The organism is Delftia sp. GW456-R20 (genome assembly GCF_001622915.1).
GTDB lineage: Bacteria > Pseudomonadota > Gammaproteobacteria > Burkholderiales > Burkholderiaceae_C > Comamonas > Comamonas acidovorans.
Genome location: NZ_LWCN01000004.1, coordinates 1 through 15,664 on the forward strand (window position 1 = coordinate 1; position 15,664 = coordinate 15,664).

Here is a 15,664-nt window from a genome sequence, read left to right on the forward strand (position 1 = left end):
GAAGGGCGGCCCGCGCCGCCCCATATTCCCAAGAAAGATCCGCCATGCTGCTTGAAGCCACCGACTCCCAGCTCGTACTCGTCGATTACCAGGAGCGCCTGATGCCGGCCATCTTCGAGGGACCGGCAGTTCTGGCCAATGCCGTGAAGCTGGCGCGCCTGGCGCAGCTGGTGGACGTGCCGGTCTTCGGCACCGAGCAGAACCCCTCGCGCCTGGGCGCCAACGACGCCGAACTGCGCGCGCTGTGCGACCGGACCCTGTCCAAGATGCATTTCAGCGCCGTGGCCGAGGGCCTGGGCGAGTGGCTGCGTCCTCCTGCACGGCCCCAGGGCGGCAATGCACGCAGCCTGCCCAAGCACCTGCAAAAGCCCCAGCAGCAGGCGCCCGAGCGCAGCATGGTGGTGATTGCCGGCTGTGAAGCCCATGTCTGCCTGCTGCAGACGGCGCTGGAGCTGCTGGAAGATGAGTTCGATGTCTGGGTCGTGACCGACGCCTGCAGCTCGCGCACCGAGCGCAACCGCGATGCCGCCTTCGACCGCCTGGCCGGAGCAGGTGCCGAGCTGGTGACCACGGAGATGGTGGCGTTCGAGTGGCTGCGCAGCTGCGAGCATCCGGCCTTCAAGGAGCTGCTTGCCCTGGTCAAGTAAGGCACGGGTTCCTGGGTCCGCCGTCTTGGGGCGCTCTTTGGAGCGCCTTTTTTCATGGTGACCGGCCTCTTCTTGGGAGGCGGGCTGTCGCTGCACCGCGTAGTTCTACGGAGCTGCGTGCGTAGCCGGCCGAATAGGCGCGGGCAGGGCGTTTTTCTACAGTGGCGGCATTCCCCCAAGAGAGACTGTATGAAGCACGTTCTGACCTTCACCGCCCTGATCCTGACCGCCTCGGGCAGCGTTTTGGCTGCCGACCATTTCTATGGCGCCGTTCGCATCAATTCCGCCAACTACAAGGCCCACGACATGGACTCCAGCGCCCGCCCCGGGCTGGGGCAGTTCGTGCCTGGTGATGAAAGCCGCCGCGCTACAGGCGGCTCTCTGGCCCTGGGCTATCAGCTCCCGTCGGACTGGCGCCTGGAAGCCGAATACACCCTGCCCAGGAGCAACGAATTCACCAGCGGCTCCACGCGTTTTCCCACGAGCTTCAATCACCACAGCATCCGTTCTCAGCGCCTGATGATCAATGCGTACAAGGATTTCCCCCTGAACGCGCAGTTCTCCGTGTACGGCACGGCGGGCCTGGGCCTGGCCCACCTGCAGTCCAGCGGCTGGCAAGGCAATCCGAATCGCCAGTACTTCAGCGATTCCCAGAACAATCTGGCCTATGCGCTGGGCTTTGGCGTCAGCTACTCGCCGATTCAAAAGGTCAGCATCGACCTGGGCTACCGCTATGTGGGCCTGGGCAAGACCCACAGCGGCGCCAACAACTTCACCAATGTCCGTGGCCTGCAGGATGAGCAGATGCGCGCCAAGCTGAGTTCCAGCGAGATCTCGGTCGGCCTGCGCTACAGCTTCTGAGTTTGAAGGGGGCCTGTCTGCCCGCGCAGCGCGGAGTTGTCAGCTTTTGGCAAGCGCATTATGAATAATTATGAATTCAGAAGCCGCCAATCCATGACAACGACAGGAGACAGACAATGGCCCCGCGTTTCGACGATTTCCACCGCCGCTCCATCGAGGAGAGCGATGCCTTCTGGGCCGAGCAGGCCCGCCGCATCGACTGGCATGTGCCGCCCCAGCGCATCTGCGACTACGACAATCCGCCGTTTGCACGATGGTTTGTCGGGGGGCAGACCAATCTCTGCCACAACGCCGTGGACAGGCACCTGGCCGAGCGCCCCGACCAGAACGCGCTGATCGCCATCTCCACCGAGACCGGCACGGAAAAGGTCTACACCTACCGCGAACTGCATGCCGAGGTGCAGCGCATGGCCGCCGTGCTGCAGTCGCTGGGCGTGCAAAAGGGCGACCGCGTCCAGATCTACATGCCCATGATTGCCGAGGCGGCCTTTGCCATGCTAGCCTGCGCGCGGCTGGGCGCCATCCATTCGGTGGTGTTCGGCGGCTTTGCCTCGGCGGCGCTGGCCTCGCGCATCGATGATGCCGAGCCCAAGGTCATCGTCAGTGCCGACGCGGGCTCGCGCGGCGGGCGCGTCGTGGCCTACAAGCCCTTGCTGGACGAGGCCCTGCAACTGGCCAGCCACAAGCCAGCGGCCGTGCTCATCGTGGACCGTGGCCTGGCGCCTGCACCCATGCGCGCCGGGCGTGACCACGACTGGGCCAGCCTGCGTGCGCTGCACGCCGATGCCCAGGTCCCCTGCACCTGGGTGGAATCCACCGACCCCAGCTACACGCTCTACACCAGCGGCACCACGGGGCGCCCCAAGGGCGTGCAGCGCGATACGGGCGGCTACACGGTGGCGCTGGCCGCCAGCATGCCGCTGATCTTCGGGGCCGAGGCAGGGCAGACTTTTTTCTGCACCAGCGACATCGGCTGGGTCGTGGGCCACAGCTACATCATCTATGCGCCGCTGATCGCAGGCATGGCCACCGTGCTCTACGAGGGCCTGCCCATACGCCCCGACGCAGGCATCTGGTGGAGCATCGTGGAGAAGTACCGGGTCACCCACATGTTCTCGGCGCCCACGGCCATCCGCGTGCTCAAGAAGCACGATGCCGAGTACCTGCACCGCCACGATATCTCCAGCCTCAAGGCGCTGTGGCTGGCCGGCGAGCCGCTGGACGAGCCCACGGCGCAGTGGATCAGCCAGGCCCTGGGCAAGCCCATCATCGACAACTACTGGCAGACCGAGACCGGCTGGCCCATCCTCACGCTGTGCAACGGCGTGGAGCAGCAGACTACGCGCTTCGGCAGCCCCGGCAAGGCCGTCTATGGCTATGACGTGAAACTGATCGACGAGGCCACGGGCGAGGAACTGCTCGGCGCCGGGCAAAAGGGCGTGCTGGCCATCGAAGGACCGCTGCCGCCGGGCTGCATGCAGACCGTCTGGCGTGACGATCAGCGCTTCGTCAATACCTATTGGAAGAGCATTCCGGGCCGCATGGTCTACAGCACCTTCGACTGGGGCATTCGCGACGAGGACGGCTACTTCTTCATCCTGGGCCGCACGGACGACGTGATCAACGTGGCCGGCCACCGCCTGGGCACGCGCGAGATCGAGGAATGCATCTCCGCCCACCCCCAGGTGGCCGAAGTCGCCGTAGTCGGCGTGGCCGATACGCTCAAGGGCCAGGTGGCGCTGGCCTTTGCCGTGCCCCGGACGGCGCTGGAGGGCGAGGCCGAGCGCGCGGCGCTGCAGGCCGATGTGATGAAGCTGGTCGATGCGCGGCTGGGCGCCGTGGCCCGGCCCTCGCGCGTGGTCTTCGTCAGTGCGCTGCCCAAGACGCGCAGCGGCAAGCTGCTGCGCCGCGCCATGCAGGCCGTGGCCGAGGGGCGCGACCCGGGCGACCTCAGCACCATGGAAGACCCGGCGGCGCTGGCCCAGGTGCAGCAGCAGCTGTGAGGCAGGGCGCGCGCCGCAACCGCTTGCGGCCGGGGTGATGTGCGCCGGCGCCCCTGCCTGCCGCGCCTACAATTGCGGCTTGGGCCGCAGCCGGGCCAGGTTCCGGGCTGCGGCGCCCTGTTTTCAACCGACGAGAAAGCGTTTTCGACGTGCAGGTCGCATCTTCCATCTTCAAAGCCTATGACATCCGCGGCATCGTGCCGTCCACGCTCAACGAGGAGGTCGCACTTGGCGTGGGCCGCGCCTTCGGCATGGCGGCCCTGGCGGCCGGCGAGACCGTGGTGGCCGTGGGACGCGATGGCCGCCTGTCGGGACCCTCGCTGTCCGCGGCGCTGATCGCCGGCCTGACCGAGGTCGGCATCGAGGTGATCGACATCGGCCTGGCCACCACGCCCATGCTGTACTACGCGGCCAGCACACTGGCGCGCTCGGGCATCCAGGTCACGGGCAGCCACAACCCCAAGGACTACAACGGCTTCAAGATGGTGCTGGCCGGCCGCGCCATCTACGGCGAGGAAATCCAGGCGCTGCGCCGCCGTGTCGAGAGCGATGACTGGACGATCACGGGCACCGGCAGCGTGCGCCGCGCCGATGTGCAGGCCGACTACCAGGCGCGCATCGTGGGCGACGTGAAGCTGGCGCGCCCCATCAAGATCGTGGTGGACTGCGGCAACGGCGTGGCCGGGGCCTCGGCGCCCGGCATCTTCCGCGCCCTGGGCTGCGAGGTGATCGAGCTGTTCTCCGAAGTGGACGGTGAATTCCCCAACCACCATCCCGACCCCAGCAAGCCCGAGAACCTGCGCGACGTGATCGAGGCGCTGCGCACCTCGGACGCCGAACTGGGCCTGGCCTTCGACGGTGACGGCGACCGCCTGGGCATCGTCACCAAGGACGGCCAGAACATCTTCCCCGACCGCCAGATGATGCTGTTCGCCAAGGACGTGCTCTCGCGCGTGCCGGGCGGCAGCATCGTCTACGACGTGAAATGCACGCAGCGCCTGGCGCCCGCCATCCGCGAGGCCGGGGGCGAGCCCGTGATGTTCAAGACCGGGCACTCCCTGGTCAAGGCCCGCATGAAGGAACTGGACGCGCCGCTGGGCGGCGAGATGAGCGGCCACATCTTCTTCAAGGAGCGCTGGTATGGCTTCGATGACGGCACCTACGCGGGCTGCCGCCTGCTGGAGATCGTCAGCCGCGAGGCCGACCCCAGCGCCTTGCTCAACGCGCTGCCCACCAGCTTTTCAACCCCTGAACTGAACGTGGCCTGCGCCGAGGGCGAGCCCCATCGCCTGGCCGCCGAACTGCAGGCCCTGGCCGCCGAGACCTTTGCCGCACCGGCCCAGGTCAGTACCATCGACGGCCTGCGCGTGGACTGGACCGACGGCTTCGGCCTGATCCGCGCCAGCAACACCACGCCCGTGCTGGTGCTGCGCTTCGAGGGCCAGACCCAGGAGGCGCTGTCGCGCATCGAGGCGCAGATGCTGGCGCTGCTGGAGCGCGTCAAGCCCGGCGCGCAGGTTGGCGGCGCCGCGCACTGATTTGCGCGCCAGGCGATGACTTCACGCTCTCCCACGTCCTGGGCGCGCGCGCTGTACAGCGCCGTGACCTGGGCGGCGCAACCGCTGCTGCGCCGCAAGCTGCTGCGCCGCGCCGAGGCCGAGCCCGTCTATGCCGAGCACATTCCCGAGCGCTTTGGCCGCTACCAGCCGGCCACGCTGGGGCAGGACGGACGCGGCCGGTGGATCTGGATCCATGCCGTATCGCTGGGTGAGACGCGCGCTGCCGCCATCTTGCTGACCGCGCTGCGCGAGCGCCTGCCCGGTATGCGCCTGCTGCTGACCCATGGCACGGCCACGGGCCGCACCGAAGGCCGCCGGCTGCTGCAGTCCGGCGACCTGCAGGTCTGGCAGCCCTGGGATACCCCAGCGGCCGTGCGCCGCTTCGTGCAGCAATTCCGGCCCGCAGTCGGCGTGCTCATGGAGACCGAAGTGTGGCCCAACCTGGTTGCCATCTGCCGCGAAGAAGGCGTGCCGCTGGCGTTGGCCAACGCACGGCTCAGCGACAAATCACTGGGCCAGGCGCTGCGCGTGGCGCCGCTGGCGCGGCCCACCTATGCCGCCCTGGCCGCCGCCTGGGCGCAGACCGAGGACGATGCCCGGCGCCTGCGCCTGCTGGGTGCGCCCGTGCGCGGCGTGCTCGGCAACCTGAAATTCGATGCGCGTCCGGACGCCGCGCTGCTGGAGCGCGCCCGGCAGTGGAAGTCCGGCCTGTCCCGCCCTGTGGTGCTGCTGGCCAGCAGCCGCGAGGGCGAGGAGGCCATGCTGCTGTCCGCCCTGCGCACGCTGGGGCCGGCAGGCCGGGCCGTGCAATGGCTGGTCGTGCCGCGCCATCCGCAGCGCTTTGACGAAGTGGCGGCGCTGCTGGCTGGCGGCGGCCTGCATGTCTCGCGCCGCAGCCAGTGGGTGGGTGGCCCGCCCTGCGGGGCTGCGGCGGATGACATCGACATCTGGCTGGGTGATTCGCTGGGCGAGATGGCCCTGTACTACGGCCTGGCCGACGCCACGCTCATGGGCGGCAGCTTTGCGCCGCTGGGCGGCCAGAACCTCATCGAGGCCCTGGCCTGCGACTGCCCCGTGGTGCTGGGGCCGCATACCTTCAACTTCAGCGAAGCCTCGGACCTGGCCTGCGAAGCCGGCGCCGCGCTGCGGGCGCCCGACCTGGAGCACGGGCTGCGCCTGGCCGTGGACCTGGCCGGGGACCGCCAGTCCCACGCCCATGCCGTGGCCCAGGCGCGCGGCTTCCTGGACCAGCACCGCGGGGCCGCGCAGGCCACGGCGCAGGCGGTGACCGGGCTGTTGCGGTCGCTCGCCTGATCCTCCTGTGCCAGGGGCGGGCAGGCAAGACTGCGCAGCAAAAGGGCTTTTGCCCGTTCAGCGAAAGGGCGACTCAAAGGGGTTGGCAAGCGCCACGCCAAAATCCGCGAAGTCGCGAATGTTGCGTGTGGCCACGACCAGCCTGTGGCGGATGGCCGTGGCTGCAATCATTGCGTCCTCATACAGCGCATCGGAGCGCCCGTGCATCAGCCGGGCCCAGATGCGGAAGGTCTCGGCATCCATCGGCAGCACGTTGTAGGAGGCGGAGACCAGATCTGCCCAGCGTTCGATTTCCTGGGCCTTCTCAGCATCCTGTTGCCGGGTCAGCTCTATGCCCGCCTGGATTTCGCCCAGGCTGACCGCGGACAGATGGAGCTCCGGCTCAGGCAGGGATTGAAGCCAGGCCAGGACGGCTCCGTGGGGCCTGGGGCGCCGCAGCTCTGAAATGATGTTGGTGTCCAGCAAATACATTTCTGGCGCACTCAGTTGGCGGGTTCGATGGGCCTGCGGTGTGCCTGGCCGCGCGGCGGGATCAGCAGGTCTGCGCGGCCCGCTTCCGAAAGCAGCAGTTCCTTGAGCGAAGCAGGTTCGGCAGCGGGATGCAGGCGGCGCCACTCTTGCATCGGAACGAGCACGGCAGTGTCTGCGCCACGCCGGGTCAACACTTGCGGGCCATCGGTCAGGCAGGCTTCGAGAAGCTCGTTGAAGTGGTCTTGGGCATCTTGCACAGGCCAGGATTTCATGATTGCGCTCCTTCGCTCACGGGTTACAGGCCCAGTCTAGTTCCTGGACTGTTGGCTCTGCAATCCTGGGTCCATGCACGCATCAAGGGCCCTATCCTTCCTGCAGAACGGGCAGGCTCACACTCGCCATCAGCCCTCCATCCTCCGCACTGAGCAGCTCGATGCTGCCGCCGTGCCGCTCGGTCACGGTTCTGGCGATGGCCAGGCCGAGGCCGCTGCCGCTCTGGCTCTGGTCGGGCACGCGGAAGAAGCGGTCGAAGACGCGCTGGCGCCAGGCCTCGGCGATGCCCGGGCCACGGTCGCGCACCTGGAGCACGGCCCGGTCGCCCTGGCGCTGCAGGCGCACGCTGATGGTGGCGTGCGCGGGGCTGTATTTGATGGCGTTGTCCACGAGGTTGTCGATCAGCGAGACCAGGCCTTCGCGTTCGCCCATCACGCTCAGTGGCTCGCTGGCTTCCAGGGCCAGTTCCACCGGGCGGCGGCAGGCCAGGGCGTCGAGTGCGGCGAGCCGGTCCTCCAGCAGCAGGTCCAGGCGCAGCGGCTGCATGGCCATGCCGGGCGCTTCGGTCTCGCTGCGCATGAGTTGCAGCAGCTGGGCCACCATGCGGCTGGCGCGCTGGTTGCTGCGCAGCAGGCTGTCCATGAGTTCCTGCTGGCGCGGTTCGCTGCCAAGGCGCAGCAGGGCCTCGACGTTGACGTGCATGGCTGCCAGCGGCGTGCGCAGTTCGTGGGCTGCATCGGCAATCAGGTTGCGCTCGCGCTCGCTGCTGGAGCGCACGCGGGCCAGCAGGGCGTTGATGTCCTGCACCAGCGGCCGCAGCTCGGCGTGTGGCGGCGCATAGGTGAGCGCGCTGAGGTTGTCGGGGCCGCGTGTGGCCAGCTCGTCGCCCACGCGGCGCAGCGGGCGCAGCGCCGCGCGCACCGACCACCAGGCAGGAAAGGCCAGGAAGGGCAGGCTGATCAGCAGCGGCAGCAGGTAGTAGCTGCGGGTGTTGAGGGTGATCAGCAGTTCCTTGAAGGACGGCAGCATCAGCGTGACTTCGGTCTGGCCCGAGGCCGAGCGCAGCGTGCTCATGCGCCAGGTCTGCCCTTCGAAATCTATGTCCTCGACCGTGTCCAGCACGCGGTTGCGCAGCGTGGGTGCCGGCGTGGGCGAGCGGTACAGGAGCTGGCCGCGCTGCCAGACCAGCAGCGTGGGCGTGAAGCGGATGTCGTCGTCTCCGTCGCCGTACTCATGGCGCAGGGCCGTGTCCAGCGCGGCCAGGCTGTGCTGCTGGCGGTCCGGAAGGTCGGCCAGGTCCTCGGCCACAGCCATGACGAGTTCGTAGACAGGCTTGCTGACCAGCAATTCATTGTGGAAGTGGGCCATGTAGATGGCTGCCACCAGCAACGCGGTCCAGATCGCGGTGAGCACGCCCATCTGGGCCAGCAGCATCCGCCGGCCCAGGGTGGGCCGCAGCCAGCGGCGCCATCTCGGGCTGGCCTGTTGCCCCTGCAGGGTGTGCGATGTCATGGTCAGGACAGGGGGGCCATCGGCTGCGAGTCGATGACATAGCCAATGCCGCGCACCGTGCGTATGAAGCCCGGCCCGATCTTGCGGCGCAGGTTGGAGACATGGACCTCCAGCGCATTGCTGCCGTTGGCGCTGCCGCCCGGGATGACTTCCTCCTCGATGCCGCTGCGCGTGACCACGCGGTCCATGCGCCGCAGCAGCAGGGCCAGCAGGTCGAATTCGCAGCGGGACAGCTCGACGTTCTGGCCTGCAACGCTGACACGGCGCGTGGGCTCGTGCAGCGACAGGCCGCGCAGATGCAGCGTTCCGTCGCCCTGCCCATAGCTGCGGCGTGCCAGGGCGCGCACGCGTGACACCAGTTCGGCCAGGGCAAAGGGCTTGACCAGATAGTCATCGGCGCCGCTGTCCAGGCCGTGCAGCCGGTCGTGCAGGCTGTCGCGTGCGCTCAGGATCAGCACGGGCAGGCGGCGCCATTCGCGGCGCAGGCGCGTGAGCAGGCTGATGCCGTCGCCATCGGGCAGGCCCAGGTCCAGCAGCACCATCTCGAAGCTTTGCTGCTCCAGCGTGCGCAGCGCGTCGGACAGGCGGCGCACCCAGACCACGTCCATGGCGTGATCGCCCAATGCGATGCGCACGCCATTGCCCAGATCCAGATCGTCCTCCACCAGCAGCAGTCTCATCGTGTGTTTCCTGTGCCGCTCCCATGCCGCGGACCGGCGCCTGCGGGAGGGCTGCCGCGAGTATCGGTCAAGGCGGGGACGAAGCGCTTCAGCATCCCTTCAGGAAAGCCGGGGCAGGTCTTCAGGCTGGTTTGCCACAGTGGCCCGCTCGACAACTCCCACGAAGGCAAGGCGCGCATGCCAAGACTCTCCCGCTGTTCCTTGCCGAGCCGTCTGGCGGTGCTGTGCGCGCTGGCTGCCTGGATGCTGGTCGTGGCGGGTTTGCGTGCCTCGGCTTTGCCAGAGCACAGGGCTGCGGCGCCAGGCGCGCGGCCCGCGGCGGCCGGGCATCAGCCCGGGGCACTGCCGGCCGTGCGGGCGCTTCAGGGATTCAAGGGGCTGGCGCGCGGAGCGACAGCGCATCGATGGCGCGCAGGTCGTCGTCGCTGAGCGTGCCGGCGGCCTGGCGCAGCTTGAGCTGGCCCAGCAGCACCTGGTAGCGCGCCAGGGCCAGGTCGCGCTGGGTCTGGTAGAGCTGGCTCTGTGCGTTGAGCACATCGATGTTGATGCGCACGCCGACCTCGTAGCCGAGCTTGTTGGCGTCCAGCGCGCTCTGGCTGGACGCCAGCGCGGCCTCCAGCGCCTTGACCTGGGCCTGGCCCGACTGCACGCCGAAGAAGGCCGTGCGCGTGCTCTGCTCCACGTTGCGCTGGGCGTCGTCCAGCTGTGCCCGCGCCTTGTCTTCCAGCGCCAGGGTTTCCTTGATGCGGTTTTGCACGGCAAAGCCGGCGAACAGGGGCAGGTTCATGACCACGCCCACGCTGGCGGCATTGGTGCGGTAGCTGGTGCCGATCTGCGGTGTGACCGAGCCATTGGGATAGCGGTTGACCACGTAGCCGGCCTGCAGGTCCACGGTGGGCTTGTGGCCGGCCTCGGCTTTCTTCGTTTCCAGCTGGGCGATGTCCAGCGCCAGGCGGGCCTGGCGCAGCTGGGGCTGGCCTTGCAGTGCGGTGTCCACCCAGGCCTGGGCGTCGGAGGGCATCAGGGCCGGCAACTGCAGCGGCTGGGCCAGGGGGCGGGGCACGGTGCCCACGGCGCCAACGATCTGGTCCAGCACCAGGCGCTTGACGCGCAGATCGTTCTCGGCGGCGATTTCCTGCGCGCCGGCCAGGTCGAACCGGGCCTGGGCTTCGCGCGAGTCGGTGATGGTGGCCGTGCCGACCTCGAAGTTGCGCTTGGCAAATTCCAGCTGCTGTGCAATGGCCGCCTTCTGTGCCTTGACCACGGCCAGGCTGTCCTGGGCGCCGAGGACATCGAAGTAGGCCTGGGCCACGCGCACCAGCAGGCTCTGCTCGCCGCTGTCCAACTGGGCGCGCGCCACGTCCACGCCGCGCTGGCCCTGGTCGTAGGCGATCTTGTTGGCCGGGCGGTACAGCGGCTGTTGGGCGCTGAGCTGCAGGTTCTGCTGGGGCGAGCGAAAGCTCCCTGGCAGCACGCTGACTTCCACATGCGAGGTGTTGGCACCGGCCTGCAGACCCACGCTGGGCAACAGGCCCGAGCGTGCCTGCTCGGCGCGGCTGGCGGCGGCCTGGGCGTCGGCCTGCTGGGCCTGCCACTGGGCGTCGTAGCCGCGGGCCTTGGCCACCAGTTCGGACAGGTTCTGGCCCGTGGCCGCAGAGGCTGTCAGAGAGGGCAGGGCAGACTGTGGGGCCGCAGAGGCGGGCGCAAGGACGGCTGGGGCAGGAGCCTGTGCCAGGGCCGAGCCCATGCCCGCCGCGCACAGCAGCAAGGCCTTGTGGCGCAGGGGCCAGGCGTATGGGCGGGTCAGGGCGGAAGCGACAGGGGCAAGGGGCCGAAGCAGGGGCATAGAGGTCCTCGAATCAAAACACAGTCGTCACGAAGCACCGGGGACGGCGGGTGTGCCGCCGTGTCCCGGGTTTCTTTTGCGTGTTGCCGCTCAGTAGCGCGGCACGCCTGGGTCGCGCTCGCGCGACCAGGCATCGATGCCTCCGCTGATATTGGCCACGGTCTCGAAGCCGTTGTTCATCAGGAAGGCAGCGACATGCATGCTGCGTGCGCCGTGATGGCACAGGCAGGCTGTGGGGTGATCCGGATCGAGTTCCTGCAGGCGCGAGGGAATCTCGCCCATGGGGATGCAGCGCAGCTCGAAGCCCTCGGGGCGTACGCTCGCCTGGGCCACTTCCCAGGGCTCGCGCACGTCCAGCACCAGGGGCAGGGCATCGGAGCCGCTGGAGTGCTGGTTCAGCCAATCGTTGAGTTGCGCGGGAGGCACTTGGGGAAGCATCGGAAAGATCCTTGCGGAATGGAGTGGAGTTGCCGCAGCGGCCGAAATCCTCTGGACCCCGGCCGCCGTGGCGGATTTCAGAACGTGAAGCGCGAAGGCTCTTCGAAGTTGGCCAGGCGTGCGGTCACCACGTCCCAGGGCTGGCTGGTTTCGAACTGGTGGCCGTTCTTTTGCACCAGCGTGAAACGCATCATGGGCAGTTGGCCGACGATGGCTGCCAGGCGGCCGCCGTCGTTGAGCTGGGCCAGCAGGGTCTGCGGCACCTGGGCGACCGAGCCGCTGAGCACGATGGCGTCGAATTGGCCCAGAGCGGCCGCAGCCGTGGCGCCATCGGCCAGCTTGACCTCGGCATTGGTGATGCCGGCGCCCAGCAGGTTCTCGCGGGCCATCTCGGCCAGCTCGGGGACGATTTCCAGTGTCACGACTTCCTTGGCCTGGGCGGCCAGCAGGGCGGCCATGTAGCCCGAGCCGGCGCCGATTTCCAGCACGCGGTCGGTGGGCTTGATCTTCAGGTCCTGCAGCATGCGGGACTCGATGCGCGGGGCCAGCATGCACCAGCCCTTGGCGGCGGCTTCCTCGGCCGGGGCGACCAGGGGGATTTCCAGGTCCATGAAGGCCAGGCCGGCATGCTCGGGCGGCACGAAATTCTCGCGGTGCACCTTGCCCAGCAGCGCCAGCACTTCTTCATCAAGCACGTTCCAGGGGCGGATCTGTTGCTCGATCATGTTGTAGCGCGCGTGCGCTTGGGCGCTGTGGTGTTCGGGCAGGCTGTTCAGGGGCAGGCTCATGGGGTATCTCCGGAGAAAGACTTGTCAGGACAAACCTTTGATTCTACGAGTCTCGCGGCGGGGTCGGGGCGCTGGCGGCGCCTTGGCCGGGTGCCGCGTCGTGCCGGTTGCCGTTCCACAGGCGCCGCAGCCACTGGGAGAAGTCGTCAAGGTAGCAATAGACCACGGGCACGACCACCAGGGTCAGCAGCGACGAGGTGACCACGCCGCCGATCACCGACTGGCCCATGGGCGCGCGCTGCTCGGAGCCTTCGCTGAGTGCGAAGGCCAGCGGCACCATGCCGAAGATCATGGCCAGCGTGGTCATCAGAATGGGGCGCAGCCGCACGCGTGCTGCCAGCAGCAGGGCCTGCTCGCGCGGCAGGCCGTCGCGGATCTGGCCGGTGTCCGGGTCGCTGTGCGGCCCGCGCACGCGGATGGCGAAGTCCACCAGCAAGATGGCGTTCTTGGTGACCAGTCCCATGAGCATGACCACGCCGATGATGGAGAACATGGACAGGGCCGAGCCGAACATCATCAGCGCCAGCACCACGCCGATCAGCGTCAGCGGCAGCGAAGTCATCAGCGCCAGCGGCTGCAGGAAGCTCTTGAACTGGCTGGCCAGGATCATGTAGATGAAGATGATGGCCAGCGCCAGGGCGGACACCGCATAGCCGAACGATTCGTTCATGCTCTTGGTGGCGCCGCTGAACTGCGTGCGGTAGCCGGGCGGCAGGGCGATGTCGGCCAGGGCATTGCGGATGTCGGCCGAGACCTCGCCGCTGGAGCGCAGGTAGACGTTGCCGCTGAAGGCGACCTCGCGCGTCATGTCGCGGCGGTTGATCTGGCTGGGGCCGGTGGCGGGCGTGACGGTGGCCACCTGGTTCAGCCGCACGATGCGCATGCCGCCGTCGCCCGAGGTGGAGGGCAGGGCGAAGGGCAGGCGCTCCAGGTCCTGGGGCGTGCTGCGCGACTCGGGCGCCAGGCGCACCTTGACGTCATAGGTCTGGTCGTCGCTGGCGCGCCAGTTGCCCACGGTCTGGCCGGCCACCCAGGTGCGCAGAGCCGCTGCCATGGAGCCTACCGACAGGCCCAGGTCGGCGGCCGCATCGCGCCGCACGGTGATGTCGATCACGGGCTTGTCGGGCTTGAGGCTGCTGTCCAGGTCCACCAGTCCGGGAATGCCGCGCAGGCGTTCCATCACCACGCGGTTCAGGCGCTCCAGCTCGCCCAGGTCCGGGCCCTGCAGCGAGAATTCGACCTGTTTTTGCCCGCCCACGGGTTCGCGCTGGCCCACATGGGTGACGGTGATGCCGGGCACGCTTTGCAGCTGCTCGCGCAGCACGCCCGACAGTTCATCGCCGCTGCGCTGGCGCAGGTGGCGGTCCAGCAAGCGGATGTAGATGCTGGCGTATATCTTGCCCTGGGCCGTGCCGGTGTTGATGGTGGCCAGCGTGTAGCGGACCTCGGGCAGGGCGCGGATGATGGCATCGACCTGGCGGGCCTTGGCCTCCGTGGCCTCGATGGACGAGCCCACGGGCGTGTTGAAGCTCACCGTGGTTTCCGAGAAGTCGGCCTTGGGCACGAATTCCGTGCCCAGCAGCGGCACCAGGAAGATGCTGGCCACGAAGATGGCCAGCGCTGCCGCCAGCGTGGTGATCTTGTGGCGCAGCGCCCAGCCCAGCACGTCCTGGTAGAAGTGGGACAGCGAGTCGGTAGCGCGCTCGAACCAGGCCGTGACCCGACCCAGCGTGCGGTCGTAGAGGCTGTTGCCGCGCTTGTCGCCGTGGGCGTGGATGGTCGGGTCATGCCAGACGCTGGAGAGCATGGGGTCCAGCGTGAAGCTCACGAACATGGAGATCATCACGGCCGCCACGATGGTGATGCCGAATTCGTGGAAGAACTTGCCGATGATGCCGCCCATGAAGCCGATGGGCAGGAACACCGCCACGATGGACAGCGTGGTGGCCAGCACGGCCAGGCCGATCTCCTGCGTGCCGTCGAGCGCGGCCGCATGCGCATCCTTGCCCATCTGCACGTGGCGCACGATGTTCTCGCGCACCACGATGGCGTCGTCGATCAGCAGGCCCACGCACAGCGACAGCGCCATCAGCGTGATCATGTTGATCGAGAAGCCGAACCAGTACATGAACAAAAAGGTGCCGATCAGCGCAATGGGCAGCGTCAGCCCCGTGATCACCGTGGAGCGCCAGGAGTTCAGGAACAGGAAGACGATGAGCACCGTCAGTGCCGCGCCCTCGATCAGCGTCTGGCGCACGTTGTTGACGGCCACACGGATGGGGCGGGCGCTGTCGGCAATCGGCTCCAGCCGCACGCCTGCCGGCACTTCGGCGGCGATCTCGCGCAGCGTGGCGTTCAGGCCGTCCACGACTTCGATGGTGTTCTCGTCCTGGGCCTTTTGCACGGACAGCAGCAGGGTGCGGCTGCTGTTGTACAGGGCCACGGTCTCCAGTTCGCCCGCGCCGTCCTGCACGCGGGCCAGCTGGCCCAGCCGCACGGGCGCGCCGCCGCGCTGGGCGACGATGATGCGCTCGAAGTCCTGAGGGCGCTTCATGCGTGCGTCGATCTGCACCACGCGCTCCTGCTCGCGCGAGCGGATGGCGCCCAGCGGCAGGTCCTGGTTCTCGCTGCGCACGGCGTTCACGATCTGGTCGGGCGTGATGGCATAGGCTTCCAGCGCCTCGGGCTGCAGGTAGATGTTGATCTCGCGCGGGGTGGCACCCACCAGGTTGACGGCGCCCACGCCGCGCACGTTCTCCAGCCGCTTCTTGAGGACCTGGTCGGCCCAGCTGGTCAGCGCGACGGCATCGGGCGCCTTGGCGCCGGCATCGGCCTGGGGCAGCACGGCCACGGACCAGATGGGCGAGCTGGCCGGATCGAAGCGCAGCACGCGCGGCTCCTTGACCTCGTCGCGCAGGGTGGGGCGCACCGAGGCCACCTTCTCGCGCACGTCTTCGGCAGCGCGGCGGCCATCGACATGCAACTGGAATTCGATGATGACGACGCTGGTGCTCTCATAGCTGCGCGAGGTCAGCGCGTTGATGCCGGCAATGGAGTTGACGCCTTCCTCGATCTTCTTGGTTACCTCGGACTCCACGATCTCGGGCGAGGCGCCCGGATAGTCCACGGTGACCACGACCACGGGGAAGTCCACATTCGGGAACTGGTCCACCTTGAGGCGCTGGTAGGAAAACACACCCAGCACCATGAGGGCCAGCATGAGCATGGTGGCGAACACAGGGTTGGCCAGGCTGACGCGCGTGAACCACATG

The 15,664-nt window shown here is 68.1% G+C and carries 13 protein-coding genes; 5 read left to right on the forward strand and 8 right to left on the reverse strand.

Annotation, left to right across the window (positions count from 1 at the left end):
* Nucleotides 1–44: 44 nt before the first annotated feature.
* The 5 genes from A4F85_RS05790 (at nucleotide 45) to A4F85_RS05810 (ending at nucleotide 6,384) form a co-directional block, all read left to right on the forward strand.
* Nucleotides 45–647 (forward strand): isochorismatase family protein, encoded by a 603-nt coding sequence (locus A4F85_RS05790; protein WP_063325974.1) that lies wholly within the window; start codon nucleotides 45–47, stop codon nucleotides 645–647.
* 189 nt (nucleotides 648–836) lie between these two features.
* Nucleotides 837–1,508 carry an outer membrane protein gene (locus A4F85_RS05795; RefSeq protein WP_063325975.1) on the forward strand — a complete coding sequence of 224 codons (672 nt, stop codon included), beginning with the start codon at nucleotides 837–839 and terminating at the stop codon, nucleotides 1,506–1,508.
* Nucleotides 1,509–1,624: 116 nt separating this feature from the next.
* Nucleotides 1,625–3,511: a propionate--CoA ligase gene (locus A4F85_RS05800; RefSeq protein WP_063325976.1), complete on the forward strand. Its 1,887-nt coding sequence runs from the start codon at nucleotides 1,625–1,627 to the stop codon at nucleotides 3,509–3,511.
* 149 nt (nucleotides 3,512–3,660) lie between these two features.
* The gene (locus tag A4F85_RS05805) at nucleotides 3,661–5,049 is read left to right on the forward strand and encodes a phosphomannomutase/phosphoglucomutase (RefSeq protein ID WP_063325977.1); all 1,389 of its coding nucleotides are present in this window, start codon (nucleotides 3,661–3,663) and stop codon (nucleotides 5,047–5,049) included.
* A gap of 15 nt (nucleotides 5,050–5,064) precedes the next feature.
* Complete coding sequence (locus A4F85_RS05810; protein ID WP_063325978.1) at nucleotides 5,065–6,384, forward strand: 3-deoxy-D-manno-octulosonic acid transferase; 1,320 nt, start codon at nucleotides 5,065–5,067, stop codon at nucleotides 6,382–6,384.
* Between the two features lie 57 nt (nucleotides 6,385–6,441).
* Here the strand turns inward: A4F85_RS05810 and A4F85_RS05815 are convergent, their stop codons facing one another.
* From A4F85_RS05815 to A4F85_RS05850, 8 genes are all read right to left on the reverse strand, one after another.
* Complete coding sequence (locus tag A4F85_RS05815; RefSeq protein WP_063325979.1) at nucleotides 6,442–6,855, reverse strand: type II toxin-antitoxin system VapC family toxin; 414 nt, start codon at nucleotides 6,853–6,855, stop codon at nucleotides 6,442–6,444.
* Between the two features lie 11 nt (nucleotides 6,856–6,866).
* Nucleotides 6,867–7,127 (reverse strand): type II toxin-antitoxin system Phd/YefM family antitoxin, encoded by a 261-nt coding sequence (locus tag A4F85_RS05820; RefSeq protein ID WP_016451713.1) that lies wholly within the window; start codon nucleotides 7,125–7,127, stop codon nucleotides 6,867–6,869.
* A 91-nt stretch (nucleotides 7,128–7,218) separates the two neighbouring features.
* Nucleotides 7,219–8,640, reverse strand: coding sequence for a sensor histidine kinase (locus A4F85_RS05825; protein ID WP_063325980.1), 1,422 nt, complete (start codon nucleotides 8,638–8,640; stop codon nucleotides 7,219–7,221).
* A 2-nt stretch (nucleotides 8,641–8,642) separates the two neighbouring features.
* Nucleotides 8,643–9,320, reverse strand: a complete 678-nt coding sequence (locus A4F85_RS05830) for a response regulator (RefSeq protein WP_013802240.1) — start codon at nucleotides 9,318–9,320, stop codon at nucleotides 8,643–8,645.
* A gap of 370 nt (nucleotides 9,321–9,690) precedes the next feature.
* Nucleotides 9,691–11,166, reverse strand: coding sequence for a TolC family outer membrane protein (locus A4F85_RS05835; protein WP_063325981.1), 1,476 nt, complete (start codon nucleotides 11,164–11,166; stop codon nucleotides 9,691–9,693).
* A 90-nt stretch (nucleotides 11,167–11,256) separates the two neighbouring features.
* Nucleotides 11,257–11,604 (reverse strand): rhodanese-like domain-containing protein, encoded by a 348-nt coding sequence (locus tag A4F85_RS05840; protein WP_012205782.1) that lies wholly within the window; start codon nucleotides 11,602–11,604, stop codon nucleotides 11,257–11,259.
* 77 nt (nucleotides 11,605–11,681) lie between these two features.
* Nucleotides 11,682–12,392: a protein-L-isoaspartate O-methyltransferase family protein gene (locus A4F85_RS05845; protein WP_063325982.1), complete on the reverse strand. Its 711-nt coding sequence runs from the start codon at nucleotides 12,390–12,392 to the stop codon at nucleotides 11,682–11,684.
* A gap of 43 nt (nucleotides 12,393–12,435) precedes the next feature.
* Nucleotides 12,436–15,663 (reverse strand): efflux RND transporter permease subunit, encoded by a 3,228-nt coding sequence (locus tag A4F85_RS05850; protein ID WP_063325983.1) that lies wholly within the window; start codon nucleotides 15,661–15,663, stop codon nucleotides 12,436–12,438.
* Nucleotide 15,664 lies beyond the last annotated feature (1 nt).